General features: G+C 64.3%; 25 protein-coding genes. 15 read left to right on the top strand and 10 right to left on the bottom strand.

The window, feature by feature from the left end; all coding sequences use genetic code 11:
• Nucleotides 1-120: 120 nt before the first annotated feature.
• Complete coding sequence (locus ACFODV_RS09800; RefSeq protein ID WP_379758329.1) at nucleotides 121-420, bottom strand: YciI family protein; 300 nt, start codon at nucleotides 418-420, stop codon at nucleotides 121-123.
• A 115-nt stretch (nucleotides 421-535) separates the two neighbouring features.
• Between ACFODV_RS09800 and ACFODV_RS09805 the strand changes: the two genes are divergently transcribed.
• Both ACFODV_RS09805 and ACFODV_RS09810 read left to right on the top strand, forming a co-directional pair.
• The gene (locus ACFODV_RS09805) at nucleotides 536-1,450 is read left to right on the top strand and encodes a PHP domain-containing protein (RefSeq protein WP_379758707.1); all 915 of its coding nucleotides are present in this window, start codon (nucleotides 536-538) and stop codon (nucleotides 1,448-1,450) included.
• Nucleotides 1,451-1,481: 31 nt separating this feature from the next.
• Nucleotides 1,482-2,105: an L-threonylcarbamoyladenylate synthase gene (locus ACFODV_RS09810; protein ID WP_379758332.1), complete on the top strand. Its 624-nt coding sequence runs from the start codon at nucleotides 1,482-1,484 to the stop codon at nucleotides 2,103-2,105.
• Nucleotides 2,106-2,136: 31 nt separating this feature from the next.
• Here the strand turns inward: ACFODV_RS09810 and ACFODV_RS09815 are convergent, their stop codons facing one another.
• Nucleotides 2,137-3,087, bottom strand: coding sequence for an ion transporter (locus tag ACFODV_RS09815; RefSeq protein ID WP_379758335.1), 951 nt, complete (start codon nucleotides 3,085-3,087; stop codon nucleotides 2,137-2,139).
• A gap of 35 nt (nucleotides 3,088-3,122) precedes the next feature.
• Nucleotides 3,123-3,989 (bottom strand): CYTH domain-containing protein, encoded by an 867-nt coding sequence (locus ACFODV_RS09820; RefSeq protein ID WP_379758338.1) that lies wholly within the window; start codon nucleotides 3,987-3,989, stop codon nucleotides 3,123-3,125.
• 104 nt (nucleotides 3,990-4,093) lie between these two features.
• Between ACFODV_RS09820 and ACFODV_RS09825 the strand changes: the two genes are divergently transcribed.
• The 6 genes from ACFODV_RS09825 (at nucleotide 4,094) to glrR (ending at nucleotide 12,015) form a co-directional block, all read left to right on the top strand.
• On the top strand, nucleotides 4,094-4,774 hold the full coding sequence (locus ACFODV_RS09825; protein WP_379758341.1) for a TIGR00153 family protein: 681 nt from the start codon (nucleotides 4,094-4,096) through the stop codon (nucleotides 4,772-4,774).
• 80 nt (nucleotides 4,775-4,854) lie between these two features.
• Nucleotides 4,855-6,120: an inorganic phosphate transporter gene (locus tag ACFODV_RS09830; protein WP_379758344.1), complete on the top strand. Its 1,266-nt coding sequence runs from the start codon at nucleotides 4,855-4,857 to the stop codon at nucleotides 6,118-6,120.
• A gap of 180 nt (nucleotides 6,121-6,300) precedes the next feature.
• On the top strand, nucleotides 6,301-7,626 hold the full coding sequence (gene argA, locus ACFODV_RS09835) for an amino-acid N-acetyltransferase (RefSeq protein WP_379758347.1): 1,326 nt from the start codon (nucleotides 6,301-6,303) through the stop codon (nucleotides 7,624-7,626).
• An 893-nt stretch (nucleotides 7,627-8,519) separates the two neighbouring features.
• Nucleotides 8,520-10,004 carry a sensor histidine kinase gene (locus ACFODV_RS09840; RefSeq protein WP_379758350.1) on the top strand — a complete coding sequence of 495 codons (1,485 nt, stop codon included), beginning with the start codon at nucleotides 8,520-8,522 and terminating at the stop codon, nucleotides 10,002-10,004.
• Nucleotides 9,991-10,560: a hypothetical protein gene (locus ACFODV_RS09845; RefSeq protein ID WP_379758353.1), complete on the top strand. Its 570-nt coding sequence runs from the start codon at nucleotides 9,991-9,993 to the stop codon at nucleotides 10,558-10,560. The genes ACFODV_RS09840 and ACFODV_RS09845 overlap by 14 nt, the downstream gene beginning before the upstream one ends.
• A 96-nt stretch (nucleotides 10,561-10,656) precedes the next feature.
• Nucleotides 10,657-12,015, top strand: coding sequence for a two-component system response regulator GlrR (gene glrR / locus ACFODV_RS09850; protein ID WP_379758709.1), 1,359 nt, complete (start codon nucleotides 10,657-10,659; stop codon nucleotides 12,013-12,015).
• Between the two features lie 75 nt (nucleotides 12,016-12,090).
• Here glrR and ACFODV_RS09855 read toward each other — a convergent pair whose 3' ends face one another.
• From ACFODV_RS09855 to ACFODV_RS09865, 3 genes are all read right to left on the bottom strand, one after another.
• The gene (locus tag ACFODV_RS09855; protein ID WP_379758356.1) at nucleotides 12,091-12,744 is read right to left on the bottom strand and encodes a peroxiredoxin; all 654 of its coding nucleotides are present in this window, start codon (nucleotides 12,742-12,744) and stop codon (nucleotides 12,091-12,093) included.
• 171 nt (nucleotides 12,745-12,915) lie between these two features.
• On the bottom strand, nucleotides 12,916-14,292 hold the full coding sequence (xseA, locus tag ACFODV_RS09860) for an exodeoxyribonuclease VII large subunit (protein WP_379758359.1): 1,377 nt from the start codon (nucleotides 14,290-14,292) through the stop codon (nucleotides 12,916-12,918).
• A gap of 133 nt (nucleotides 14,293-14,425) precedes the next feature.
• Entirely contained in the window at nucleotides 14,426-14,977 is a 552-nt protein-coding gene (locus ACFODV_RS09865; protein WP_379758362.1) for a PRC-barrel domain-containing protein, read from the bottom strand.
• Between the two features lie 166 nt (nucleotides 14,978-15,143).
• Between ACFODV_RS09865 and guaB the strand changes: the two genes are divergently transcribed.
• The 4 genes from guaB (at nucleotide 15,144) to ACFODV_RS09885 (ending at nucleotide 19,519) form a co-directional block, all read left to right on the top strand.
• A complete protein-coding gene (gene guaB, locus ACFODV_RS09870; protein WP_379758365.1) occupies nucleotides 15,144-16,613 on the top strand; it encodes an IMP dehydrogenase in 1,470 nt (489 codons plus the stop codon).
• A gap of 82 nt (nucleotides 16,614-16,695) precedes the next feature.
• Nucleotides 16,696-18,273 carry a glutamine-hydrolyzing GMP synthase gene (gene guaA, locus ACFODV_RS09875; RefSeq protein WP_379758368.1) on the top strand — a complete coding sequence of 526 codons (1,578 nt, stop codon included), beginning with the start codon at nucleotides 16,696-16,698 and terminating at the stop codon, nucleotides 18,271-18,273.
• 89 nt (nucleotides 18,274-18,362) lie between these two features.
• Nucleotides 18,363-18,824 carry a YchJ family protein gene (locus ACFODV_RS09880; RefSeq protein WP_379758371.1) on the top strand — a complete coding sequence of 154 codons (462 nt, stop codon included), beginning with the start codon at nucleotides 18,363-18,365 and terminating at the stop codon, nucleotides 18,822-18,824.
• 143 nt (nucleotides 18,825-18,967) lie between these two features.
• Nucleotides 18,968-19,519: a hypothetical protein gene (locus tag ACFODV_RS09885; RefSeq protein WP_379758374.1), complete on the top strand. Its 552-nt coding sequence runs from the start codon at nucleotides 18,968-18,970 to the stop codon at nucleotides 19,517-19,519.
• Nucleotides 19,520-19,675: 156 nt separating this feature from the next.
• On the opposite strand, the gene ACFODV_RS09890 is transcribed toward ACFODV_RS09885, so the two are convergent.
• The 4 genes from ACFODV_RS09890 to ACFODV_RS09905 all read right to left on the bottom strand — a co-directional run bounded on the left by ACFODV_RS09890 (nucleotide 19,676) and on the right by ACFODV_RS09905 (nucleotide 24,163).
• Nucleotides 19,676-21,292, bottom strand: coding sequence for a sensor domain-containing diguanylate cyclase (locus ACFODV_RS09890; protein WP_379758377.1), 1,617 nt, complete (start codon nucleotides 21,290-21,292; stop codon nucleotides 19,676-19,678).
• Nucleotides 21,293-21,467: 175 nt separating this feature from the next.
• Nucleotides 21,468-21,683, bottom strand: a complete 216-nt coding sequence (locus ACFODV_RS09895; protein ID WP_379758380.1) for a TIGR02450 family Trp-rich protein — start codon at nucleotides 21,681-21,683, stop codon at nucleotides 21,468-21,470.
• 36 nt (nucleotides 21,684-21,719) lie between these two features.
• Nucleotides 21,720-22,718 (bottom strand): NADP-dependent oxidoreductase, encoded by a 999-nt coding sequence (locus ACFODV_RS09900; RefSeq protein WP_379758383.1) that lies wholly within the window; start codon nucleotides 22,716-22,718, stop codon nucleotides 21,720-21,722.
• A gap of 575 nt (nucleotides 22,719-23,293) precedes the next feature.
• Nucleotides 23,294-24,163 (bottom strand): LysR family transcriptional regulator ArgP, encoded by an 870-nt coding sequence (locus ACFODV_RS09905; RefSeq protein WP_379758386.1) that lies wholly within the window; start codon nucleotides 24,161-24,163, stop codon nucleotides 23,294-23,296.
• A gap of 130 nt (nucleotides 24,164-24,293) precedes the next feature.
• Between ACFODV_RS09905 and ACFODV_RS09910 the strand changes: the two genes are divergently transcribed.
• From ACFODV_RS09910 to rnk, 3 genes are all read left to right on the top strand, one after another.
• Complete coding sequence (locus tag ACFODV_RS09910) at nucleotides 24,294-24,911, top strand: LysE/ArgO family amino acid transporter (RefSeq protein ID WP_379758389.1); 618 nt, start codon at nucleotides 24,294-24,296, stop codon at nucleotides 24,909-24,911.
• Nucleotides 24,912-24,974: 63 nt separating this feature from the next.
• Nucleotides 24,975-25,139 (top strand): hypothetical protein, encoded by a 165-nt coding sequence (locus tag ACFODV_RS09915; protein WP_379758391.1) that lies wholly within the window; start codon nucleotides 24,975-24,977, stop codon nucleotides 25,137-25,139.
• Between the two features lie 127 nt (nucleotides 25,140-25,266).
• The gene (gene rnk, locus ACFODV_RS09920) at nucleotides 25,267-25,680 is read left to right on the top strand and encodes a nucleoside diphosphate kinase regulator (protein WP_379758394.1); all 414 of its coding nucleotides are present in this window, start codon (nucleotides 25,267-25,269) and stop codon (nucleotides 25,678-25,680) included.
• Nucleotides 25,681-25,686 lie beyond the last annotated feature (6 nt).

Raw genomic sequence — 25,686 nt, forward strand, 5'->3', positions numbered from 1 at the left:
CCGCCCTATGCCGGCTGGGGCAAAGCGTCCGCGGCGTTTCAACAGCGTTATCCACAGTCTCTGTGCAGAACCTGCCTGTGCAAAACCTGCCTGTGGGCAAGGTGTCGTGACGCGACAGGGTCAGGGCAGGACCTTCTTGAACGGTTTCACCGTTACCCTTTCGTAGACCCCTGCGATCATGTAGGGGTCGGCGTCGGCCCAGGCCTGGGCCTCCTTCAGGTTCTCGAATTCGGCGACCACCAGGCTGCCGGTGAAGCCGGCCTCTCCCGGATCTTCGCTGTCGATGGCCGGATGGGGGCCGACAAGCACAAGGCGGCCTTCGTCACGCAGGGTCTCCAGGCGCGACAGGTGGTCTGGTCGAGCGGCCAGGCGGCGTTCCAGGCTGTTGTTCACATCTTCGCTGATGATGGCGTAGAGCATTAGAGTGATTTCCTCGGATTGGGCGGCTGACGCCGCAGGGTGCGCTCGTGATTGACCGTCAACGGCCGGGCGCGCACCATGGAAAGCCATTTTGACAAAGTCCCTAGCCGGCGTCATGCCAATGCCCCGACTTCCCGCCCGTTTCGAAGGCGACCCCGAACCGCTGTCCATCGATCTGCACATGCACTCCACCGCTTCGGATGGCGCACTGTCGCCCGAGGCGCTGGTGGCGCTGTGTCGTGAGCGGGGTCTTACCCATATGGCGCTGACCGACCACGATACCCTGGCCGGGGTGCCTGAAGCGACCGCCGCGGCGGCGCTTCAGGGCATTGTTCTGATGGCGGGCACCGAACTTTCCACCCAGTGGCGAGGCCACAACATTCACGTGGTGGGGCTGCTGCCGGAAGGTGCTCGTGGTCCCCTGGTCGAGGGGCTGGTGGCCCAGGCACAGGCCAGGGAGCGACGTGCGCTCAAGATCGCCGAGCGGTTGGAGAAGATCGGCCTGGCCGATGCCCTGGCAAGAGCCCGGGAGCAGGCCGGCAGCGAGCGACCACTGGGTCGGCCCGACTTCGCCCGGGCGCTGGTTGCCGCGGGGCTGGTGCCCGATGTCGGCATCGCCTTCAAGAAGCATCTGGGTGATGGCAAGGCCGGCGATGTGAAGTCCCTCTGGCCGCAGATTGCCGAGGCGGTGTCCTGGATTGTCGCGGCGGGTGGAGTGGCGGTGCTGGCCCATCCTCTGCGCCACGGTCTCACAAGGCGCAAGCGCGGCCTGCTGCTGGACGATTTCCGCGAGGCGGGAGGTCAAGCCGCCGAACTGGTCAGCGGTTTCCAGAACGCCGATGCCACCCGCGATCTGGCTCGCCAACTCCAGGAGCGGGAGCTCTACGCCTCGCTGGGCAGCGATTTTCACTTTCCCGGCGGCCACTTGGCACCTGGCAGCATGAGCCCGGTGCCGCGAACCGCCACGCCGCCGGTGTGGACTCACCCCAGGCTTGCCGCTTGCTTCGGCGCACCAGTAAACACTTCATGATTCGCATGGCCATTTCACAGGGAGCTTGACCATGAGCCAGTTTTTCCAGATTCATCCCGACAATCCCCAGAAACGACTGATCGACCAGTCGATTCAGATTATCCGTTCGGGCGGGGTGGTGGCCTATCCCACCGACTCGGGCTATGCGCTAGGCTGCCACCTCGGCGACAAGAAGGCCGTCGAGAAGATCAAGCGGCTGCGTTCGCTGGACGACAAGCACAACTTCACCCTGGTCTGTTCCGATCTCTCGGAGATTGGCACCTACGCCAAGGTGGATAACGCCGTGTTCCGGCTGCTCAAGGCCCACACGCCGGGTGCCTATACCTTCATCCTCAGTGCTACCACCGAGGTGCCGCGGCTGCTGCTGCACCCCAAACGCCGCTCTATCGGGGTGCGGGTGCCGGATCATGCCATCACCCATGCGCTGCTTGACGCGCTGGGCGAGCCGCTGATGAGCGTGACGCTGATCCCGGTGGGTGAGGAGCTGCCGATGACCGATGCCGAGGAGATCCGTGACCGCTTCGGGTCTCAACTCGACCTGGTCATCGACGGCGGTGCCTGCCATCTGGAGCCCACCAGCGTGGTGGATCTGCGTGAGCTGCCGCCGACGATCCTTCGCGAAGGGCGCGGCGACGTCGAGCCATTCCGGGAGTAGGTGCCCTCGCCGGCACGATGGCGCTGCCGGCTCAGCCCGGCGGAGATTCCTGTTTCCTGTCGTTCTTGTCGACCGTGTCGCCCCCCTTGCCCTCACGGGCTTGCCACCAGGCCTCTTGTTCCTCCTCGGAGAGGTGCGGATCAGGCGTCTCCTCGTCGAGCCAGGTGCCGCATTTGAGACAGTACTTCGCGGTTCGGTCATGCTGGTCGTGGCCGCAGCCCGGGCATGCCTGATCGGAGTACTGCTCCTGACGGACCGAACGGATCACTTCCGCCGAAAACACCCCGGTGGGCACCACGATGATCGAATAGCCGGTGAGCATCACCATGACCGAGAGCCCCTGGCCCAGCGGGGTGACCGGAACGATGTCGCCGTAGCCCACTGTGGTCAGGGTGACGATGGCCCAGTAGATCGCCTGAGGGATGCTGGTGAAGCCGGCCTCGGCGGGCTCGATCAGGTAGATCAGCGAAGCGAAGATCGTCACCAGGAAGAGCACGGTAATCAGGAACAGGAAGATCGGATGCAAGGCGCGTCGCAGCGATTCCATCAACAGTCGTCCTTCGCCGACGAACTGCATCATCCGCAGGATGCGGAAGATCCGCAGCACCCTGAGTACACGCACGATCAGCAGGGCCTGGGCACCAGGGATGATCAGCGCCAGCCAGGTGGGCATGACGGCGATCACATCGACCACGCCGTAGAAGCTCTTCAGGTAGTCGAGGGGGCGTTCCAGGCAGTAGAGGCGCACCGCCAGCTCCAGGGTGAAGGCGATGGTGAAGCCCCACTCCAGCCAGAAGAAGAGGTCGCCCCAGCGGGCCGCATAGCTATCCACGCTGTCGAGCATTACCACCAGCACGCTGGCCAGTATCATCACGATCAGTACGATATCGAAGCCCCTGGCGGGGCCCGTGTTCGACTCGAAGATGATCTGGAAGGCACGGGTGCGCAGGCCCTCACCGCCGGGTTGGAATTCGTGAGTCATGGCACATTTCCTTGGGCCGGATCGAGGGGAGGGAGTCAGGCGAGGTCGCGGTCGGCGGGCAGCCGGCGGGCGAGGCGCACCATGGCCAGGCTGAACGCCGGCGTCAGCCAGGCCGAGTTCGAGAGCAGCGCGGCCAGCCCGGATGCCGCTTTGGCGGTGTCGCCGCCGCTCGCTTCGGCCAGTTGCTGCAGGGCCTTGCCGGCCTCGCGGCGCCAGGTCTCATCGCCGGTATCGGCCAGGGCGTCCAGGGCCACTATGGCACGATGCAGCCAGGCGCTGGGCGTTCCCCCCTTGGGCAACTGCCAGGCGTCGGCCAGCAGGGCGCTGCCTCGGGCGGCTTTGCTGGTATCTGCGGGGCGCAGAGGCAACGACTCGGCCAGTGTCTCGGCGAGGGACCAGAGCGCCTCGGGTTCACCGGCCTTGAGTTCTAGCTCCAGTTCGCGAATCGCCACTCGCCGGTTGTCGGCAAGGATCTCCCCTTCGTCCAGGGCCACCTCGATGCGCGCTCCGGCATGATCGATCATGCGGGTCTCGCGATGAAAATCGGTGGTGAAGCGAGGAACTAGCCGTTCCAGCACGTCCTGACCCAGCGCTGCCGGCGGCAACCCTTTCAGGCCCTCGAGGTCGAGTCCCGAGCCGGATACCTCCCATTCCCACTCGCCGCGTGTCGAGAGCCCACCGCCGCCTTCGCCGCGAGTCTTCACCGTCTGCAGCACGCGGCCGTTGACCCGACGCAGCCGCAGCGCCATCCGCGCCCGTTCCAGCGCCCCTTCGGGGGTATCGAAATAGGTATTGCCGAGGTGGGACGCCTGGGCCGGCTGTGCCGCCAGCAGCGGGTGGCAGCGCAGCGCCTTCGGACCTTCCTGGCCGAGCGCTAGTTTCAGCTCTATCTCCTGACTCATCGGATTGCCACCTCGGTTTGGTTACGTTTAGATGATATTTTCATGACGGGGCCGGGCATGAACACTATACTGTTGCCGCCATTTCCCAAGTGCATATGACGCCAATGGTTACCCCCAACCCGTTTTCCGCCATGTTCGGTCGATCGCCATTCCAGCCGCTGCTGACGCATATCGTCAAGGCCAACGAGTGTGCCGACCTGCTGCTGCCCTTCTTCGAGGCTTCCCTGGCCGAGGAGTGGGAAGAGGCAGCCCGGATTCGCGAGTCCATCACCCGCCTGGAGCACGAGGCCGATGAGCTCAAGACCGAGCTGCGCCTCAACCTGCCCAATACCCTGTTCCTGCCGGTCTCCCGTACCGACCTGTTAGACCTGATCAGCGTCCAGGACAAGATGGCCAACAAGGTACGCGACATCACCGGCATCATGCTCGGTCGCAAGATGCGGATGCCCGAGCCTCTGGCCGACCCCATGCGCGACTATATCCGGACGGCGGTGGCCTGCGTGGCCCAGTCCCGGGAGGCCATGGAAGAGCTTGAGACTCTGCTTGAGTCCGGCTTCGGCCGAAACGTCTCGGATGTGATGCAGCGCCTGATCCGCCAGCTGCACGTCCTTGAACACCAGGCAGATGGCCAGCAGGTGGATATCCGTCGCCGCCTGTTCGCGCTGGAGAGCGAGCTGCCACCGGTGGACGTGATCTTCTTCTACAAGATCATCGACTGGGTCGGGGAGCTCTCCGACCGCGCCGAACGTGTTGGCAGTCGACTGCAGATCCTGACAGCCCGCTGATCCCTTCTCGACGCGGCTCGGCGATCCCGGGTCCTGTCCAGATACGCCACTCACGACAAGCCACATAGGACGAATCCCCTATGGCGATCATCGCGCAGCACGGCGAAATCTTCATCATCCTGGCCTGCCTCTTCGGCTTCTTCATGGCCTGGGGCGTGGGTGCCAACGACGTGGCCAATGCCATGGGCACCTCGGTGGGCTCCCGGGCCATCACCATCAAGCAGGCGATCATCATTGCGGTGATCTTCGAATTTCTGGGCGCCTGGCTGGCCGGCGGAGAGGTCACCTCGACCATCCGCGGTGGTATCGTCGACCCGGCACTGCTCCAGGCCAACCCTCAGCTGCTGGTCTACGGCATGCTCTCGGCGCTGCTGGCGGCGGCTATCTGGCTGCTGATTGCCTCGGCCAAGGGCTGGCCGGTGTCCACCACCCACTCCATCGTCGGGGCTATCGTCGGTTTCGGCGCGGTGGGGCTGGGCATGGAGGCGGTGGCCTGGGGCAAGGTGGGCACCATCGCCTCGAGCTGGCTGGTCTCGCCGCTGTTGGCCGGTACCCTCGCCTTTGTGCTGTTCAAGTCGGTGCAGCATCTGATCTTCGAGTCCCATGACCCCTTCGCCGCCGCCAAGCGCTACGTGCCGGTCTATGTCTTCCTGGTGGGCTTTATCGTCGCCATGGTTACCCTGACCAAGGGCCTGAAGCACGTCGGTCTCGATCTCGGCTTCGGTCAAAGCTTCCTGTTCTCCCTGCTGATTGGCTTGATGATCATGGGGCTCGGCATCCTCATGGAGCGTCGCGTGGTCTATGAACGCCGTGCCGATGACCACTTCGGCTTCAGCAACGTGGAGCGCGTGTTCGGCGTGCTGATGATCTTCACCGCCTGCGCCATGGCCTTTGCCCACGGCTCCAACGACGTGGCCAACGCCGTTGGTCCCCTGGCCGCAGTCATCAGCGTGGTGCGCAGCGACGGCGTCATCGACAGCGCCGCCCTGGTGCCCTGGTGGGTGCTGGTGCTGGGCGGCGGCGGTATCGTCGTCGGCCTGGTTACCTATGGCCACAAGGTGATTGCCACCGTGGGCACCGGCATCACCGAGCTGACCCCGAGCCGCGGCTTTGCCGCCACCCTGGCCGCCGCCACCACCGTGGTGCTGGCATCGGGCACCGGTCTGCCCATCTCCACTACCCACACCCTGGTGGGGGCAGTGCTGGGCGTGGGTCTGGCCCGCGGCATGGCGGCGCTCAACCTGCGCGTCATCGGCACCATTGTGATGTCCTGGCTGATTACCTTGCCGGCCGGTGCCGGCCTTTCCATCCTGTTCTTTTTTACCTTCAAGGGAATCTTCGGCTAGTCGTCATCACCCGCCAAGCAACAGACACCCAAAGGGCCCGCGCATGTCGCGGGCCTTGCCGTCTCAGGCAGCAGGGCTTCTGGCAGAAGAGCTAATGTCGATGGAGCCGCGGTTATTTCGGTGCTCTGCTATCATCGACGTCTGCGCTTTTCTCCATTCACCTGCTGCCGGAGTGCGGCCTTGGATACACGCTTCCCCTTTGTCGACTGGTTCCGCAACTCGTCGCCCTATATCAACGCTCACCGCGGGCGTACCTTTGTCATCTTGATCGAGGGCGAGGCCATGGCGCGCGGGCGAGGTGAGCAACTGATCCAGGATCTGGCGCTGTTGCACACCCTGGGCGTGCGCCTGGTGGTGGTCTTCGGCACTCGCCCTCAGGTGCAGAAGGCCCTGGATGACGCCGGCATCGCGCCTGGCCTCCATCAGGGTCGCTGGGTGGCGGACGAGGCGGTGATGACCTGCATCGAGCGTGTCGCCGCCGAGCAGCGGCTGTGGCTCGAGGCACGGCTGTCGCTGGGGCTGCCCAACACTCCGATGCACGGCGTCGAACTCACCGTTGTCTCGGGCAACCTGGTCATGGCCAAGCCGCTGGGAGTTCGCGAGGGGATCGACTTCGATCGCAGCGGCGAGGTTCGCCGTGTGCGTGCCTTGGCCATTCAGGGCCTGCTCGAACGCGGCTCGCTGGTCGTGCTTCCGCCGCTGGGCTTCTCCAGCACCGGTGAGGTGTTCGACCTCAACGCTTCCGACGTGGCCCAGCACGCGGCCATGGCGCTGGGCGCCGACAAGCTGATCCTGCTCGGCGAGGCCAGCGGCCTGTTCGACCAGAGCGGCCAGATGCAGCGCCAGCTGACACCGGCCGAAGCCGAGCCGCTCCTCGAAGAGGTGGCGTCCGGTAGCGAGCTGTCTTACCACCTGGAGGCTGCCTGTCAGGCGGCTCGCCACGGAGTGGCCCGCACCCACCTGCTTTCCTGGCACGACCACGACGCCCTATTGGGTGAACTGTTCACCCGTGACGGGGTAGGCACCATGATCACCCAGCACCGTTACGAGCAGCTGCGCCCGGCAGAGCTGGCGGACATCGGCGGCCTGCTGGAGCTTCTCGAACCCCTCGAGCATCATGGCATGCTGGTGCCGCGCTCCAGGGAGCGTCTCGAGCACGAGATCGACGACTATCTGGTGATCGAGCGAGACGGCATGATCATCGGCTGCGCCGCCCTGCACACCTTCGACGCCGCCGACATGGGGGAGCTGGCCTGCGTGGCAGTGCACGGCGACTACCGCGGCGGCAACCGCGGCGAGTTGCTGCTGGCCGAGGTCGAGCGGCGTGCTCGGCGCCTCGGCTTGGCTGCGTTGTTCGCCCTGACTACCCATACCACCCATTGGTTCTTCGAGCACGGCTTCCGTCTGGCCGATATCGAGGCGCTGCCACTGCTCAAGCGTGACGCCTACAATCACGCACGCAAGTCCAAGATCCTGGTCAAGTCGCTGGCCGCTGGACGAGGCTGATGTGCCTTTCTCCTTCCTAATAGGCTGTACGTGGGGGCGTCGCATTCCTGCGTCGCCCATCCGGCCGATGTCGCTAGATAGTGACACTGCAAACTGCTGTTTATTAATGGCTATTTGCAACGTCAAAAAAAACTGTTGCCAGATTGCAACGAAAAACCGCCGTCATTGGTCCGCCAACGCTCCGCGTTGGCCTTTCCGATAGTCTGCCGCGCATGCTGAACATTTTAAATTCATGATTTTATTGGAATTGATATTTCAATGGCACGATATTCGCTATTGTATTGTCGAGCAACGAAGCGGTTCATTACGACTCGAATCGTCTTCGATCGCCAAGGACATCGGGAAAACACTGCCCTGTGCGCCCGATTCCAGAAGCGATCAACGTCTGCTCATAGCGATGTGTGACTCAAGGTTGCGATGAGACGGGTACCGACGTAGTCAGGGACGTGTACCACAAGGGGCAAGGATGCTCAGGCATGGAGGCCTCTCCCCCTCAGGGGGGATCGAATAGCGCAGCATCACTATCGGCTTGGCCAAGGCGGTGTTGCCAGTAACGAAGCAGGGCGGTGGATCATTCGATGGTTTGCCCCCGCATGTGGAGCCAGCCCCTGGCGGCAAATGGGTCCCTATGGCTTCGTGGCCTTCGGGCTCGTAGAAAGTGCATCGAGCGTACCGGCCAGGCGGTCTCTCGGTTCTCTTTCCAGATACTTCAGTTCCCTGCGTACTTGGGCCGGCTCTGCCGGCCCTTTTTTTCGCCTCCCAGGCGCTGCACTGGTTGGTCGAAGGCGGCGCGATGCCGCGTGTGCCGGCTGATCTCTGGTATTCTACAGGTGAACAAGATGGCGGTATCTCCTGCTTTTCTACCACGCATCACCTTGCAAAGAATGCTGGACATGACCACCCGTTTGACGCGTCCCTGGCGACCCCGCTCGCTGTTTCAACTCGTCCTGCTCGCCTTTGTTGTGGTGATGCTGCCCCTTGGCGTGCTGATGTTCCAGGCCGGTCAGGTGCTTTCCGAGCTGTCGCGCTTGGCCGATGTCAGCGCCCGCCAGGCGGTGGAGGAGACCCGTCGAGCCCGGACTCTCGGGGCATTGGCCTTGGAGTTGGAGCGCAGCGCCCGACAGTACGCCGTGGTGGAACAGGAGAGCCTGCTCGAGATCTACGCCGAGCGCCTCGAGGAGTATCGTGCGGTCCTCGCGCAGCAGCAGGAATTGCTTGGTGAGGAGCGCGACATGGCGGTGCTGGAGCGCCAGCTCGAGGCGCTGGAGCGGCTGCCTGCTCTTCCCATCGAGGTATTTCGGGAGCAACTGGCAGTGTTTCCCGCCTTCGCCGAACGCACCGATGTGATAAGGCGTGACACCAACCGTCAGATCGACAGCCGTATCGAGGCTATCCGCGAACGCGCCGAGACGGTGCAGGTCAGGCTATGGCTGCAGACCGCAGCGCTGGTCTCGGCGAGCCTGGTACTGATGCTGCTTTTCTCCTGGCTGATCATCCGCCCGGTGCGCCAGCTGGAGCGACGTATTCTCGGCATCGGCAGCGGGGCTCCCCGCGATGCGGTGAAACCCGTGCAGGGCCCGGCCGAGCTGGTTCAGCTCGACGAGCGGCTCGACTGGCTCGCCTCGCGGCTGGATGAGCTCGAGGCCGAGAAGCAGCAGTTTCTGCGCCACATGTCCCACGAGCTCAAGACCCCCCTGGCCAGTGTGCGCGAGGGGTCGGCGCTGCTCGCCGACGGCGTGGCTGGGGAGCTCACCCCCCGCCAGCTCGAGGTGCTTGAGATCATCGACGCCAGCGGTGCCGAACTGCAGCGGCTGATCGAGCAGTTGCTCGACTACAACCTGCTGCAGCATGGTCGCCAGGTCCCTGCGGAGCGAATGGATGTCGCCGTCGTGGTCCGTGAGGTGCTGGCCAAGCACCGCCTGGCACTTGCCAGTAAGGGCATGGCCGTCAACTGTTTCGATGGCCCACTGGAGTGGTCGCTGGATCGGACCGCCACCGTGCGAATTCTCGACAACCTGGTGTCAAACGCCATTGCTTACGGCGCGGATGGCGGCGAACTCGAGATTCGCGCCCGGCGCCGCCGGAACCGACTCGAGCTGGAAGTGGCCAACAGCGGTGAGCCCATCGCCGAGGCGGACCGCCCTCGGCTGTTCGAGGCGTTCTACCAGGGGCGCGTCCGACGCAAGGGGCCACTGAAGGGCTCCGGCATCGGCCTCTCGGTTGCCGCCGACTGCGCCCGGCTGCAATGCGGTCGGCTTGAACTGGTGGCAGAGACTCGGCTGGCGGTCTGCTTTCGACTGACGCTGCCGATGCCCACCGCCGAGCTTTCTCATTCCCGGATGCTCGCCCTGGAGGAGGGCCACCATGCAAGGAATTGACACCATTCGATACCGCTCGCTGTTGGCTTGCGCGACCGTGCTATTGCTGGCCGGCTGTGAGCTGCTGCCCGAGTCGCCCTTTGCCGCGCCCGCTGGGCGCACGACCGGGGACTGCCGGGCCGAGGTTCCCGATTTTGCTGACAAAGCATGCCTGCTACCTGACTGGGCAGCTTTCGGCCTTGCCTCCCAGCGTGGCGATCGCGCCTGGCGCGACGCCATGCTGGCGCAGTTGGAAGGCCGTGCCAGCGAACGCCGTCTGGCGCGGGCGGTGGCCCTGGCCTGGGGCAGCGAGCGTCAGTGGGACCAGGCCTCGGAACTCTACAAGGCCGACCTGAACGCCGCGCCGGCCGAGCTCCAGCCGCTGCTGCGCTATTGGCTAAACGAGTTGGAGGGGCGCCGCGCCATGGCCCGTCGTCTGGTGGGGGTTCGTGGAGAACTGGTCAGCGCCGAGCGTCGCCGGGTGGCGCTGGAAGAAGAGAACGCCGCGTTGGCCGAGAAGCTTGAGGCGCTTACCGCCATCGAACAGAGCATCAACCTGCGACAGCAGAACGACTGACAGTAGAACGACTCACAGGAGAATCATGTGAAGCACGCCACCTCCCTGCACCTGCAGGCCCACGCCCAAGGCGCCCGAATGGGGGGCGTCGCAGCGATGGGCCCGCGCGGTGTGGCCGGCCCGCATATCCTGCTGGTAGATGACGATGTCAGCCTGCTCAAGCTGCTGGGCATGCGCCTGGAGAGCCGCGGTTTCCGGGTCACCACCGCCGAGAGCGGCCGCGAGGCGCTCAAGGCCCTTGAACTGGATCGTCCGGAGCTTGTGCTGACCGATCTGCGCATGGACGAGATGGACGGCCTGGCGCTGTTTCAAGAGGTGCAGCGACAGGCGCCGGGAATGCCGGTGATTCTGCTGACCGCCCACGGCTCGATCCCCGACGCGGTCAGCGCCACCCGCCAGGGCGTGTTCGGTTTTCTGACTAAACCGGTAGACCGCGACGAACTGTTTGCCGCCATCGACGAAGCCCTGGCTCAGGCGCCCGGACCCGCCCTGGAGGGCGACGACGCCTGGCGCGCCGAGATCATCACCCGCAGCCCGGTCATGGAACGCATTCTCGAGCAGGCGCGCATGGTGGCCAGCTCCGACGTCAGCGTGCTGGTCACCGGCGCTTCCGGCTCCGGCAAGGAGCTGCTGGCCAATGCCATTCACCGGGTGAGCCCTCGGGCCGACAAGCCCTTCGTGGCAATCAACTGTGGCGCATTGCCGGAGCAACTGCTGGAGAGCGAGCTGTTCGGCCACGCCAAGGGCGCTTTCACCGGCGCGGTGAGCGAGCATCAGGGCCTGTTCAAGGCCGCCGACGGTGGCACCCTGTTCCTCGACGAGATCGGCGACATGCCGCTACCGTTGCAGGTCAAGCTGCTGCGGGCCCTGCAGGAGCGTCAGATCCGCCCACTGGGCTCCACCCAGTCAACTCCTATCGATGTGCGTATCATCTCGGCCACCCACCGCGACCTGGACCGAGCCATGCGCGAGGGAGAGTTCCGCGAGGATCTCTACTATCGCCTCAATGTGGTCAACCTGCGTCTGCCGGCGCTCAAGGAGCGCGCCGAGGATGTGCCGCTGCTGGCCAAGCACCTGGTGGCCAAGGCGGCCGAGCGTCACAAGCCATTCGTGAAGGGGTTCTCTCCGGAGGCGCTCAACCTTCTGGCCGCCAGCGCCTGGCCCGGCAACGTGCGTCAGCTGGTCAACGTGGTGGAGCAGTGCGTGGCGCTGACCAGCACGGCGATGATTCCCGAGGCGCTGGTGTCCCAGGCCCTGATCGCCGAGGACAGCGCCCTGCCCACTTTCAATGACGCCCGTGCCGCCTTCGAGCGCAGCTACCTGGTCAAGGTGCTCAAGATCACCGAGGGCAACGTCACCCAGGCGGCGCGCATCGCCGGGCGCAACCGTACCGATTTCTACAAGCTGCTGGGTCGCCACGATCTTGAGCCCAGCGCTTTCAAGCCCGATCGCTGATACTTCCCGCCCCCCAACGAGAAACCCCCGCCATCGGGCGGGGGTAACGCGGGTACGCGCGCTGCGAAAAGCGGCTTATTTTGGCAGCTTGGTACGGCGCAGGTAGGGGAAGACGGTCTCGTATTCGCCGTACTTTGCCTTGGCGTCTTCATTGGAAACCGACGGTGGAATGATCACGTCTTGTCCCACGGTCCAGTCGGCGGGGGTGGCTACGCCCTGGCCGTTGGCGGTCTGCAGAGCATCCAGAGCGCGCAGCACCTCAGCGAAGTTGCGGCCAACGTTCATCGGGTAGGTCATTGAGAGCTTGAGCTGCTTGTCCGGGCCAATAATGAATACCGAACGGACGGTGGCGCTGTCGGCCGGCGTGCGACCGTCTGGCATATAGGCTTCTGCGGGCAGCATATCGAACAGCTTGGCGACCTTCAGGTCTTCATCGGCGATGATAGGAAACCCAACGTCGCAGCCTGCGAAACTGGCGATATCGTTGATCCAGCCCTTATGCTCCTCCACGCCATCCACCGAGACGCCAATCACCTTGGTGCCGCGCTTGTTCCACTCATCGTTCAAGCGCGCAACGGCGCCGAATTCGGTGGTGCAGACCGGCGTGAAATCCTTGGGATGGGAGAACAGAATGGCCCAGCTGTCGCCAATCCACTCGTGGAAACGAATGGGGCCCTGGCTGGTGTCGGCTTCGAAATCCGGTACAACATCATTGATACGTAGTGACATGGTGTGTCTCCTTACTGGCTGGTTGCTGGCTGTGACATGCCCCGCAGGCTCTGGCGGAGTGCCAGGGTAGGACATGTCGAGTGCTTCGATATAGGTCTTAGCCTGTTGACGTCTATCGGGGCTTCGAAACAATCATATATATTGTTTTTTGGAATATCTATATTCCAAAATCTATCGACCTGATGGGGTCCCACTCTGTGGTGTGGTGTCACAGGCGTCGGTGCGGATCACCTTGAGGTCGAGTCGCCCCTCGCCAATCCGGGCGCTGAGTGCCTGGCCGGGTGCAGTGTCCGCCGCTCGACGCACCACCTGCCCTTTGTCGTCTTCCAGGATAGCGTAGCCCCGACCCAGTACCGCCAGGGGGCTTACCGCCTGAAGTTCTCGCGCCACCGCCGACAGCTGCTGGCGGTGGCCCGCCAGTTGCCGAGGCATGGCGATATGCAGCCGTGTCCTGGCTCGGGCGAGACGCTCGCCGGCCTCGGCAAGGCGACGTGCAGGGGCATGGGCGGCCAGGCGGACTGCTAACTGGCGCTGGTGGCGACGCTCGGTTTCCAGACGGGAGGCTATGGCGCGTTCCAGTCGCCCCTGAATGAGTGCCAGGGCCTCGCGGCGGCGCACCAGGACCTCGCCGGGGTGGCGCAGCCGAGCGCGCAGGTGGTCGAGCCGCTGGGCTTCTCGCTCCAGTCGCGCCTCGAAGGCGCGGCCCAGGCGCATTTCCAGCGCCACGATACGGCGGGCCAGCTCGCGCTGGTCCGGCACCAGCTGTTCGGCAGCGGCCGATGGGGTCGGTGCACGGGCGTCGGCGGCGAAGTCGGCCAGGGTCACGTCTACCTCGTGGCCCACCGCCGACATCACCGGCAAGCGGGAATGGAATATTGCCCGGGCCAGATGCTCGTCATTGAAGGCCCACAGGTCCTCCAGACTGCCACCGCCACGGGTGATCAGAATGGCGTCGCTGTGCGGGTCCAGCGCCGGCTGTCGATTGAGCAGTCCCAGCGCCGCGATCAGCGCGGGTGCCGCCTCGCGGCCCTGCACCGGCACCGGTATCAGGGTGATATGGGCCAGTGGCCAGCGGGCCGCCAGCACCGCCAGCACGTCGCGGACCGCTGCGCCGGTGGGTGAGGTGAGCACCAGCAGGTGGCGGGGCGGGCAAGGCAGGGGTCTGGCGTTGGCAAACACTCCCTCAGCGGCGAGTTTCGTCTTTAGCCGCTCGAAGGCGGCGAGCAGTTCGCCGACTCCGACCGCCTGAACGGCCTCGGCGATCAGCTGATAGTCGCCACGGGGCTCGAAGATTGAGAGCCGTCCACGCACGCGCACCCTGTCACCGTCGCGCATGGGGGTCGCCACGAAGCGAGCGCGGGTGCGAAACAGCGCGCAGCGCAGCTGAGCCTGGTCATCCTTGAGGGTGAAGTAGAGGTGGCCGGAACTTGGCCGCGATACCCCGGAGAGTTCGCCTTCCACCCACAGTTCGCCGATGTCCCGCTCAAGAGTCTGTCGGGCGCGGTGGTTGACGTCGCTGACGGAGAGGGCGTCGGGTGCGGTGGGCATGGATTCGGCTCCTGGAACTGACGGCCCCAGCCTACCACGTCGGCCACCGGCTCTGACCCCCTTACGCAGCGCCGCCGAGCGCGGGGCCCGGCGGCGAATCAGCAGCGGCGATTGTCGCTGAAGGGAAGGCGAATCAGTTGTCGGCGCCCACCGCGTCACGGGCCGCTTCCCAGGCCCGTCGGGCGTTCTCGCGGGTGATTTCCCAGGCCTGCTCGGCCCCTTCCTGGGTGGTCTGCCAGGCGCTCTCGGCACCCTCCTGGGTCTGCAGCCACGCCTCACGGGAGCGTTCGCGGGCCTGCTCCCACCAGTCGTCGCTGAAGATTGGATAGCCTTCGAGCTCCTGGGCGGTGGCCACGAGCATCACGCGGTGTTCGGCGTCGCCGTCGTCATCATAATGGGTGATGAGGGTGAACCGGCCGGACTCGACAATGAATTCCCGACCGCCCAGCCCCAACACGCTGCCGCTTTCCACCACCAGGGCAGTGACCTGCATCGCCTCGTCGAAGAGAATGTCTTCGACCTCGCCGACGCGCTCGTCGGGGTCGCGGGTCAGGTAGACGTCGGCGTCGAGAATGGCCTCGGCGGAGTAGAGGCCTTGGGGCTCGTAGGCCGGCTGGGCCTGGGCGCCTAAGGCCAGGCCGCCGGCCAAGGTGGCAATGGCGAGGGTGAGGGCATGTTGGCGCATCGTTCTCTCCTTGGACGCATGATCTTCTCGCAGCATAGTTCACGGAGGCTGAGTACGAGCATATTGACAGACGAAAGCCGTACCTCGGATGACGTCACCCACCCTTGGCCGCTATAATGGGGGATTAACTTCTTCCTTCCCTCCCGTTCACTGGGTGTTGCTGCTTATGCTCCGTATGGCCCAAGAAGCGCTTACGTTTGACGACGTACTGCTTATTCCAGGCTACTCCGAGGTCCTACCTAAGGATGTCAGCCTTCGGACTCGCCTGACCCGCGACCTTTTCCTCAACATACCCCTGGTCTCCGCGGCCATGGATACCGTGACCGAGGCCCGCCTGGCCATCGCCATGGCCCAGGAAGGTGGCATCGGCATCATCCATAAGAACATGACCATCGCCCACCAGGCCGCCGAGGTGCGCAAGGTCAAGAAACACGAAAGCGTTATCGTCAAGGACCCGGTCACCGTTGGGCCCGAGGCCAAGCTGGAGGACCTGTTGAACATGGCTCAGGCGCATGGATTCAGCGGCTTCCCGGTGGTGGAGGGCGAGACACTGGTAGGCATCGTCACCGAGCGTGACATGCGTTTCCAGCCCAACCATGGCGACAGCGTTGCTGACATCATGACCCCTCGCGAGCGTCTGGTGACGGTCATCGAAGGCACCGATCTTGCCGTCATCAAGGGCAAGATGCAGGAGCACCGCGTCGAGAAGATGCTAGTGGTAGACGAGCGCTTTCATTTGCGCGGGCTGGTGACCTTCAAGGATATCGAGAAGGCGCGCACCTTCCCGCATGCCGCCAAGGACGCCGACGGCCGCCTGCTGGTCGGCGCCGCCGTGGGTACCGGGGCCGAGACCCCTGACCGGGTGGCCGCCCTGGCCGAGGCCGGTGTGGATGTCGTCGTCGTCGATACCGCCCACGGCCACTCCAGGGGCGTGATCGATCGGGTGCGCTGGATGAAGGAACACTTTCCGCAGATTCAGGTGGTGGGTGGCAACATCGCCACCGCTGCGGCCGCCAAGGCCTTGGCTGAGGCCGGTGCCGACGCCGTCAAGGTGGGCATCGGCCCTGGCTCAATCTGCACCACGCGGGTTGTCGCCGGCGTGGGCATGCCGCAGATCACCGCGGTGTCCAACGTTGCCGCCGCGCTCGAGCCTTATGACATCCCTCTGATTGCCGATGGTGGCGTGCGTTTCTCTGGCGACCTGGCCAAGGCGATTGCTGCCGGCGCCAGCTGCGTGATGGTCGGTGGTCTGCTGGCCGGCACCGAGGAGGCTCCTGGCGAAGTCGAGCTTTTCCAGGGTCGCACTTACAAGGCCTATCGCGGTATGGGCTCCATGGGCGCCATGTCCCAGACCCAGGGCTCCAGCGATCGCTACTTCCAGGACAAGTCCGAAGGCGCCGAAAAACTGGTACCGGAAGGCATTGAGGGCCGCGTGCCCTACAAGGGCGTGATGAGCGCCATCGTCCACCAGATGATGGGCGGCCTGCGCGCCTCCATGGGCTATACCGGCTGCACCAACATTCATGAGATGCGCACCAAGCCGGAGTTCGTGCAGATCACCGGAGCCGGCTTTGCTGAATCCCATGTGCACGATGTGCAGATCACCAAGGAAGCCCCGAACTACCGGGCCGGGTGATCCCGCACACTGATCTGACGCGGCGGGGCTAACCCCGCCGCTCGTTTTTGGATCCGGCTTGCCGCCACACCGAGACGCTTTCATGACCGATATTCACGCCCACAAGATCCTGATCCTCGATTTCGGCTCCCAGTACACCCAATTGATCGCCCGCCGCGTGCGCGAGATCGGCGTCTATTCAGAGGTTCGCGCCTTCGATATCACCGAGGCCGAAATCCGCGAGTACGCCCCCAACGGCATCATCCTCGCCGGCGGCCCGGAGTCCGTCACCGAGCTGGGCTCGCCCCGTGCACCCCAGTGCGTGTTCGAGATGAATTTGCCGGTGCTGGGCATCTGCTACGGCATGCAGACCATGGCCGAGCAGCTCGGCGGTGCCGTCGAGGGTTCGAAGGTCCACGAGTTCGGCTACGCGCAGATCCGTATCGATGAAGAGACCGCGCTGTTTCGGAACATCTCGGATCATATTGACCACGAGACCGGCAGGAACCTGCTCGATGTGTGGATGAGCCACGGCGACAAGGTCTCCCGGGTGCCCGACGTCTTTACCGTCACCGCCTCCACGCCGAGCTGCCCGGTGGCCGCCATGGCCTGGGAGGAGAAGCGCTTCTATGGCGTGCAGTTCCACCCCGAGGTGACCCACACCCTCCAGGGCTTGCGCATCCTCGAGCACTTCGTGCTGGAGATCTGCGGCGCCGAGCGTCTCTGGACACCGGCGCAGATCATCGAGGACCAGATCGCCCGTGTCCGCGAGCAGGTGGGCGACCGCCACGTGCTGCTCGGCCTCTCCGGCGGGGTAGATTCCTCAGTGGTGGCAGCGCTGCTGCACAAGGCCATCGGCGACCAGTTGACCTGTGTGTTCGTCGACAACGGCCTGCTGCGCAAGGCCGAGGGCGACCAGGTGATGGAGACCTTTGCGCGCCACATGGGGGTCAAGGTGATCCGTGTGGACGCTGAAGCGCTGTTCCTGGGCAATCTCGAAGGCGAGGCCGACCCCGAGCTCAAGCGCAAGATCATCGGCAACACCTTCATCGACGTTTTCGATGACGAGGCCAGCAAGATCGACGGCGTGGATTTCCTGGCGCAGGGCACCATCTACCCGGACGTGATCGAGTCCGCCGCCGCAAAGACCGGCAAGGCCCATGTGATCAAGTCGCATCACAACGTGGGTGGCCTGCCCGAGACCATGAAGCTCAAGCTCGTCGAACCGCTGCGCGAGCTGTTCAAGGACGAGGTCCGAAAGCTCGGTGTAGAGCTCGGCCTGCCCTACGACATGGTTTACCGCCACCCCTTCCCGGGGCCGGGGCTGGGCGTACGCATCCTTGGAGAGGTGAAGAAGGCGTACGCTGACATCCTGCGCGAGGCCGATGCCATCTTCATCGAGGAGCTGCACCGCGCCGGCTGGTACCACAAGACCAGCCAGGCGTTCGCCGTTTTCCTGCCGGTGAAGTCCGTCGGTGTTGTCGGCGACGCACGCCGCTACGAGTGGGTCATCGCCCTGCGCGCCGTTGAGACCATCGACTTCATGACCGCCCGCTGGGCGCACCTGCCCTACGAGCTGCTGGAGACCGTCTCCAACCGCATCATCAACGAGATCACCGGCGTCTCCCGGGTGACCTATGACGTCTCGAGCAAGCCACCGGCGACCATCGAGTGGGAGTGACGGCGACTGCCGTCATGCCGGTTACGAAGGGTCCATCAATGATCGGCCCTTCGTGGTATGGGAGTCACTGACAAGAGGCTTTGGCTGAGATGATGCACCCCGCCCGCACAGCCTGCCCCTGCGGTAGTGGTCGTCCACTCACCGACTGCTGTGCTCGCCATCATGCCGGCGTGCCGGCGCCCACGCCCGAGGCACTGATGCGCTCGCGCTACAGCGCCTTCGTGCTCGACCTTCCCGACTACCTGCTGGCGACCTGGCACCCGAGCAGCCGGCCGTCGAGCCTGGGGGCAGACGCCGCGACCGTCTGGAAGCGGCTCGAGGTGCTCGAGAGCGGCGAGGAGGACGAGCGGGGATGGGTGCATTTCCGCGCCACCTTCCGCGAGGGCAAACACTGGTCGCTGCTGGAAGAGTCCTCACGCTTCGTGCGGGAGGCGGGGCGCTGGTTCTATCTCGATGGCAGCCCCGCCGTCCATCGGCTCAAACCCGGCCGCAATGCGCCCTGCCCCTGCGGCAGCGGGCGCAAGTTCAAGTCCTGCTGTGGCCCGGCATGAGGGGGTGACTACTGCATCACCTCCGGCTGCCAGCGGACCCGGCGTGGTGGGCCATGGGCAAATCGACTATCGTCAAGAGAGAACAGCGGCACGCGTCAGAGGACAAGGAATCGCCAGATAACCCGGGGTTAGAAGGCCTCGTCATGCAGCGTATCCGACATATTCATGCCATCACCAAGCGACTGATCGTCATGACGACGGTGGCGGTCGCCGTGCTGGGTGCGATCTTCGCGCTGACCTTTTTCTACAATCAGCGATTTCTGGTGACCTGGGCGGTGCCGCTGTGCGGCATCATCGGGGGATTTGTCAGTATTCAGCAACGCTTGAACAAGGTGACGGACGAGGAACTCGCGTTGTTGAATGCCTCCTGGTTCCAGATTCTACTGGTTCCCATCTTCGGTGGGGTATTCGCCCTGGTGCTTTACCTGGTGTTTCTCTCTGGTATCGTCTCGGGCGATCTGTTTCCCGCCTTCTCATTTCCGACCCGAGAGGATATCAAGGAGGGCGAGGACTTCATGCTGCACATCTTTCGGGAAACTTATCCGAGCTCCGGTCCGGACCTGGCCAAGCTGCTGTTCTGGTCGTTCGTGGCAGGCTTCTCCGAACGCTTCGTCCCTCAACTGATCAGTAAGGTGACTTCCTCGGTCCCCGAGGTCTCCCAGAGAGACAGTCGGGATGACACGCCGGAGCGCTAAACAGTCAGAAGGTATCGAAGAGAGGTGCCCGCTCTTTTCGGTATCTTAGCGGGTGGGCCTGAAATCCCGGCTGCCCTCACGATGCCGAGAGGAACGCCAGGGAACCGAGCGGCTCGCTGAACATGCCTTGCCGAAAATCTTATCGGGGCGCCATCGCTACCAGCGAACCGCCACGCGATTTCTGCCCGCGTGCTTGGCAAGGTAAAGGGCGGTATCGGCCCGTTTGGTGACGGTCTCGACGCTTGAATCGGCGGGAGTGAAGGAGGTGACGCCAATGCTCACCGTGAAGTGAAAGGGCAGCTCCTCTGCCTCGATCGTCGCTTCGGCGATCTGGCGCAGCAGGCGCCAGGCGACGGCAGTGGCTTCCTCGGGCGACATACCGGGCAGGATCACCATAAACTCCTCCCCGCCGGTTCGGCAGGGCAGGTCGCTCTGGCGGAGGTGATGTCGCAGAGTGTCTGCCAGCAGCCGCAGGCCCTTGTCGCCTTCGGCGTGGCCCAGGGTATCGTTGATGGCCTTGAAGCGATCGATATCGATCATCAGCAGGGCCGCCCGAAGCCCATCTTCCGCGACCGACCTGGCGACTCGTCTGGCGGATTCGTCGAAGGAACGCCGGTTGGCCAGGCCAGTCAAGGGGTCGGTGCTGGCCTTGCGGGCCCAGTCGTCCTCCTGATGCCGCTGCCGGGTAATATCCCGGTATACCCAGAGGTGGCCATGGTACTCGTCGGCGACGAACAGGGGTGTGTAGGCGCGCTCCAGAAAGCGGCCATCCGCCATGGTCAGCAGGTCGCGGGTCTGCTTGCGCTTTGCAACAAGCAGCTCCTCGATTCGCGTAACAAAGCCTTCCGGCTCCATGAAGTGCGCCTTGGACGACTGGGCGGCCTCCCGACAGTCAATGCCCACGAGGTCCTCGGGAGGCGCTCCGCCGGCGAAGAGGTCGCAAAAGGCCTGATTCGCCACGATGACCCGGCGATTCTCGTCCTCGAGAAGCAAACCCACGTCCAGGCCTTCGATGACCACCTCCAGTTGGCGTTTGGAGACGATCTGCGCGGTTTCCAGTGTCTTGCGCGCTGTAATATCGAACTCGCCCATCACGATCATCGGCAGGCCCGTCTTGGGGTCGGTGGCGCGACATAGATCAACATGATGCCAGCGCTCGCCTTCGCTGATTCGCATGAGCGCCTCCACGGAGCATCTCGGTTCGCTCTCCAGCTGGTGGAAGATCTGCCAGGCAGCGTCCTGATCTTCGAAGCAATCGACGAAGGAGATCAGGCCCGAGCGGGCCGCGAGGGCGGCGGGGTTGCTGACGAGCGGTTGACCCTGCCCGTCGAACACCGAGACCATCATGGGAGTGTGCCTTACGGCCTCCAGGGCACGCAGGCTGGAGGGATCCAGTGAGATTTCGTTCTCGAGGCCCTCCACCAGCATGCCGATTCGACCATCATCGATATCCACCGCGCTGCAGCGACAGTGCATGGAGAGGGCCTGGTTGCCGGGATAGAAGCTCCAGTGCTCATCGATGACCTCACCTTCCATCAGGCGAGGGTGGTAGTCCGCCAGTCGATGGCGGGTCGCCTCGCTCATCGTCGACGCGAAGTCACGGGCATAGAGTGCCTGTGGGGTGTCGGCTCCCCAGAGCCTCACGGCGGCGGTATTGGCATAGAGCATCCGCTCTTTCTCGATATCGAAGATCCAGACCGGAGTCTGGAGCCTATCGAGAAGGGAAGTGTGGCCGAGGATGGCCAACGGTGAAGCATCATGGAAGGACGTCATGAGGTCGCAAGGATATTGGAGGTTGCCGCGGGTATTTGCCATTTTCGGTCAATCATCGCGGATCCTCTGGGGTATTTTGCTGCAACCCTACCATCGAATACCGGATACGACAGCCATCCGATCGTCGACGACGTGAACCGGATATATGTCGTGACTTCTTGTGGTCCAACAACAATCAGCGCCAGCCCATCAGCCAGGTGTTGTCATCCTTGAGCACCTGCCAGGGCAGGGTGGTCTCGCGGTTTGTGTAGACGGCCTCGAGCGTCACCGCAACCACGTTTTCCTCCTCGTCGCGCTCCAGCGCCGTCACCAGGAAGTGCTTCTCCTTGTGCCGGGGCCGTGCCGCGGTCCACTTGCTGTGGTGCAGCTTGTCGGGGTTGATGGCATTCATGGCGTCTCTCCTCGGAAACCATCTATGGGGCGTGGGTCAGAGCCTTACCAGCATCTTGCCGGTGTTGGCGCCCTCGAACAGGGCCAGGAAGGCCTCCGGCGTGCGCTCCAGGCCTTCCTCGACGGTCTCCGCGTAGTCGATCTCGCCGTTGGCTACCTTCGGGCCGACCTCTTCCAGGAAGCGCGGATAGTCGGACCAGTGGTCGAAGATGATGAAGCCCTGCATCCGCAGGCGATGGATCAGCAGCATGGCCAGGTTGCTCGGCCCCGGTGCCGGCCCCTCGGCGTTATAGCGGGCGATCATTCCGCACACGGCGATGCGGCCGCCGGGTCGCAGGGTGTTGAGAGCCGCCTCCAGGCAGACGCCGCCGACGTTCTCGTAATAGACGTCAAAGCCATCCGGGCAGGCCGCCTGGAGCGCCTCGGTCAGTTGCTGGGCATCCCGATCGCGGTAGCTCACCGCCTTGATGCCGTGGGACTCCAGCCACTCGAGCTTCTCCGGGGCCCCGGCGATGCCCACCACGGTGCCGCCCCGAGCCTTGGCCAGCTGCACGGCCAGCGAGCCCACCGCGCCGCTGGCGGCGCTGACCAGCACGTTGTCGCCCGCCTTCATCTCGGCGATCCGGTTCAGGCCCGTCCAGGCGGTCATGCCCGGCATGCCCAGCACGCCGAGATAGGCCTGCTCCGGCACATCAATGCCCGGCAGCGGCTCCACCTGGTCGCTCGGCAGCTGGGCGATGTCCCGCCACCCGGCCATGTGCCGGACCTTGTCGCCCACGGCCAGGCGCGTATCCCGAGACTCGATCACCTCGCCCACCGCGGCGCCTTCCAGCGGCTCGCCGATGACGAAGGGGTCGATGTAGGTCTTCACACCGCTCATGCGCCCGCGCATGTAGGGGTCCACCGAGAGCCAGGTGTTGCGGATGCGTACCTCGCCCTCGGCCAGAACGGGAAGCTCGGCCTCATGCAACTCGAACAGTTCGCGAGCCGGCGTGCCCTGGGGGAAGTCGTTGATGGTGAAGTAGCGTGACTGCATGGTGTCTTTCCTTCGCGTGACAATTGACCCGCCAGTCTAGGACAGACGGCGACGCGTAGGCTAATCCTACCGAAGCGGCGTGGCCGGTCGTGATGGTGATGTCAGTGGTCGCGACGCAAGGGCGCTCCTCGCGGGATGACGTTCCCCCGAGGAGCGACTTGTTGCTGGGCCCCTCACGGGCGCCCTACCCAGCGTTTCGACTTACCTGCGTGGCGCTTCAGGCCTGAATACAAACAAAAGCGCAGCGCCGAACAGGCTGCAAGAAGCAGAATCAGCCCAGGTAGGCTAGATAGGCGTCGAATGCGGCGTTATGGAGTTGCGCCTGGCTGTGCCAGAACGCGAGGACTTCGGTATCGAAGGTAAATACGTTGGAATGTTGCATGGAATAAGTCCTCCTGATTGGGACACCTACTACCATAGGCCCTTTTTTGTTGCATTGCAGCAAAGAATAGTTTATGCAGCTATGCTCATGTGGCCGGGCGCATCGATCTGAGGGTAAGGTGGTTCAGAGATGTCGGGATATCAGTGGCTTGCCAGCGTGGTCGCCAGGACTGCGTAGCAAACCGTACGCAAAATCACTGCAGCTGCACCTTTTGCAGCGCCGCCGTCAGGTGTTCGACCAACTCGCCGCTGTGCCGCCAGAAATGCCAGTAGAGCGGTACCTCCAGCACCTGGCCAGGGACGATACTGACCAGTTCGCCCCCGTTCACCCACTCTTCGACCTGCATGAGCGGCATCATGCCGTAGCCCATGCCGGCGCGTGCCAGTCTCACGAAGCCCTCCGAAGAGGGGCAGAGATGATATGGGAAGGCGCCGCGATAGCCGCGCTGGGCCAGGAAACGGTGCTGCAGCTGGTCGTGGGGGCCGTAAACGATGGCAGGCGCGTGGCGGAACGCCTCGGGTGTTGGCCCCGCTGGCAGATGGTGCTTGCGGTAGGCCGGTGTGGCCAGCGGATGGTAGGTCATGGTGCCCAGCGCCACACAGCGGGCTCCGGCGATGGGCTGGGGGCTGGCGCACAGGCAGGCGGCCACGTCTCCATTGCGCATGCGCTTAAGGCCCACATCCTGATCCTCCACCACCAGGTCGATCAGCAGGCCCTCTTCCTGGCAAAGCTGGCCTACCGCTTCGGCCCACCAGGTGGCCAGGCTGTCGGCATTCACTGCGATGCGCAGCCGCGGCGAGGTGCTGTCCAGGGTGGGCAGCGCCCGGCGCAGGTCGCGCTCCAGCAGTTGCACTTGCTGGAAATGATTGAGTAGTGGCCTGCCCGCGAGGGTTGGCTCAAGCGCCGGCGCGCGCACGAGTACCGGTTGGCCCAGGCGTACTTCCAGCGCCTTGATGCGCTGGGATATCGCCGACTGGGAGAGCCCCAGACTGACGCCGGCGCGTTCGAAGCCGCCGCACTCGACCACCGTGGCCAGCGCCTCGAGAAGCTTGTAGTCCAGCATGTTGCCTCGCGTGCTGAATGGTTATGCCCTGATCATAAGAAAAACTGATAGGGCATTAACAGGATGATTTTTGCAAATGCTCGGGGCCGGGTAATCTGGCGGCCATACGACACCGATGTGGGGGGGCAAGATGCTGGAGAGCTACCTGACGGGGCTGCTGGTGTGCGGAGGAATCATCGTCGCCATCGGAGCGCAGAATGCCTATGTGCTGGGGCTGGCGACGCGGCGCCAGTACCACTGGTGGTCGGCGGGACTGTGCATGAGCGCCGACCTCGCGCTGCTGACGCTGGGAATGTTCGGGGTCAGTGCCCTGCTGCTGGCGATGCCGGCGACGCTGGAGGCGATGCGCTGGGCGGGGGTGGCCTTCCTGAGCTGGCTGGCTTTCCACGCGCTGCGCCGGGCACTGACCGGGCAGAGGGGGCTGGGCCTGGCCGGCGGCGAGGTGCGGGGGCTGCGCCAGGTAGTGCTGGCTACCCTGGCGGTAACCCTCCTCAACCCGCAGGTCTACCTGGATACGCTGTTGCTGATCCCCGCGGTGGGGGCGCAGCAGTCCAGCGAGGCAATCTTCCTGGCCGGGGCAGGCACGGCATCGGTGCTGTGGTTCAGCCTGCTGGCATGGGGGGGAGCGGCACTGTCGCCCTGGCTGTCCCGGCCGCTGGCATGGCGGCTGATTGACGGGACCATCGGGATCATGATGGCCGCCATCGCCTTGAAGCTCGCCATGGGACAGGGGCTGCCAGGCGCCTGAGCGGTTGCAGGCCCCGACCGTTGGACCCATGCTGGAGCCATTGTCGATTGCCAGGAGGGTGCTATGGGTGTGAAGAGCTTTGCCGGGGGAGTCATCGGCCTGGGAGTGGTGCTTGGGGTCACTGGCTGGCGAGCGTGGAACCCGGTGGCCTTCGTGGGGTTAGCCCTGGTGGTCGTGGGAGTGGTGGTGCTGGCCACTCGGCATCGCGGCCCGAGCACGGGGGACTGACAAGCCCCGTCATTGGGCTTATGATGAATTTATTCGACAGTCCTTCCTCCTTCGGGGGTGGAGGGCTGTTTTTATTGGATGGCCGCCAAGGCTTTCTCTCTGCGTTGACGGGCTATCAGGAGGTCGCATGACATATCGCCCCCCCATTATCATCAATCGCCTCGATGCCGAGCGCCTGCAGCGTCTGATCGACACGGCTGGCGACAAGGATCGTTTCGTGTCCGACGCTCTCGAGGAGGAACTCGAGCGCGGTGAGGTCATCGATCCCGAAGAGATTCCAGAGGACGTGGTCAGCATGAACAGCCGGGTCCAGTTCACCGACTTGACCCGCAGCCGCCAGATGATCCGCACCCTGGTCTATCCCCATGCCCTGGCCACCACCGAGGATGGCATCTCGGTCATGGCGCCGGTGGGGGCGGGGCTGATCGGCCTGCGCATCGGCGACACCATCGACTGGCCACTGCCGGACGGCCACGAGGTCAAGCTGCGCGTCGATGCCATCTTCTGGCAGCCGGAACGCGAGAAGCAGTTCCACCGCTGAGAGGGT

It is taken from the genome of Halomonas tibetensis (assembly GCF_042643535.1).
Lineage (GTDB): Bacteria > Pseudomonadota > Gammaproteobacteria > Pseudomonadales > Halomonadaceae > Halomonas > Halomonas tibetensis.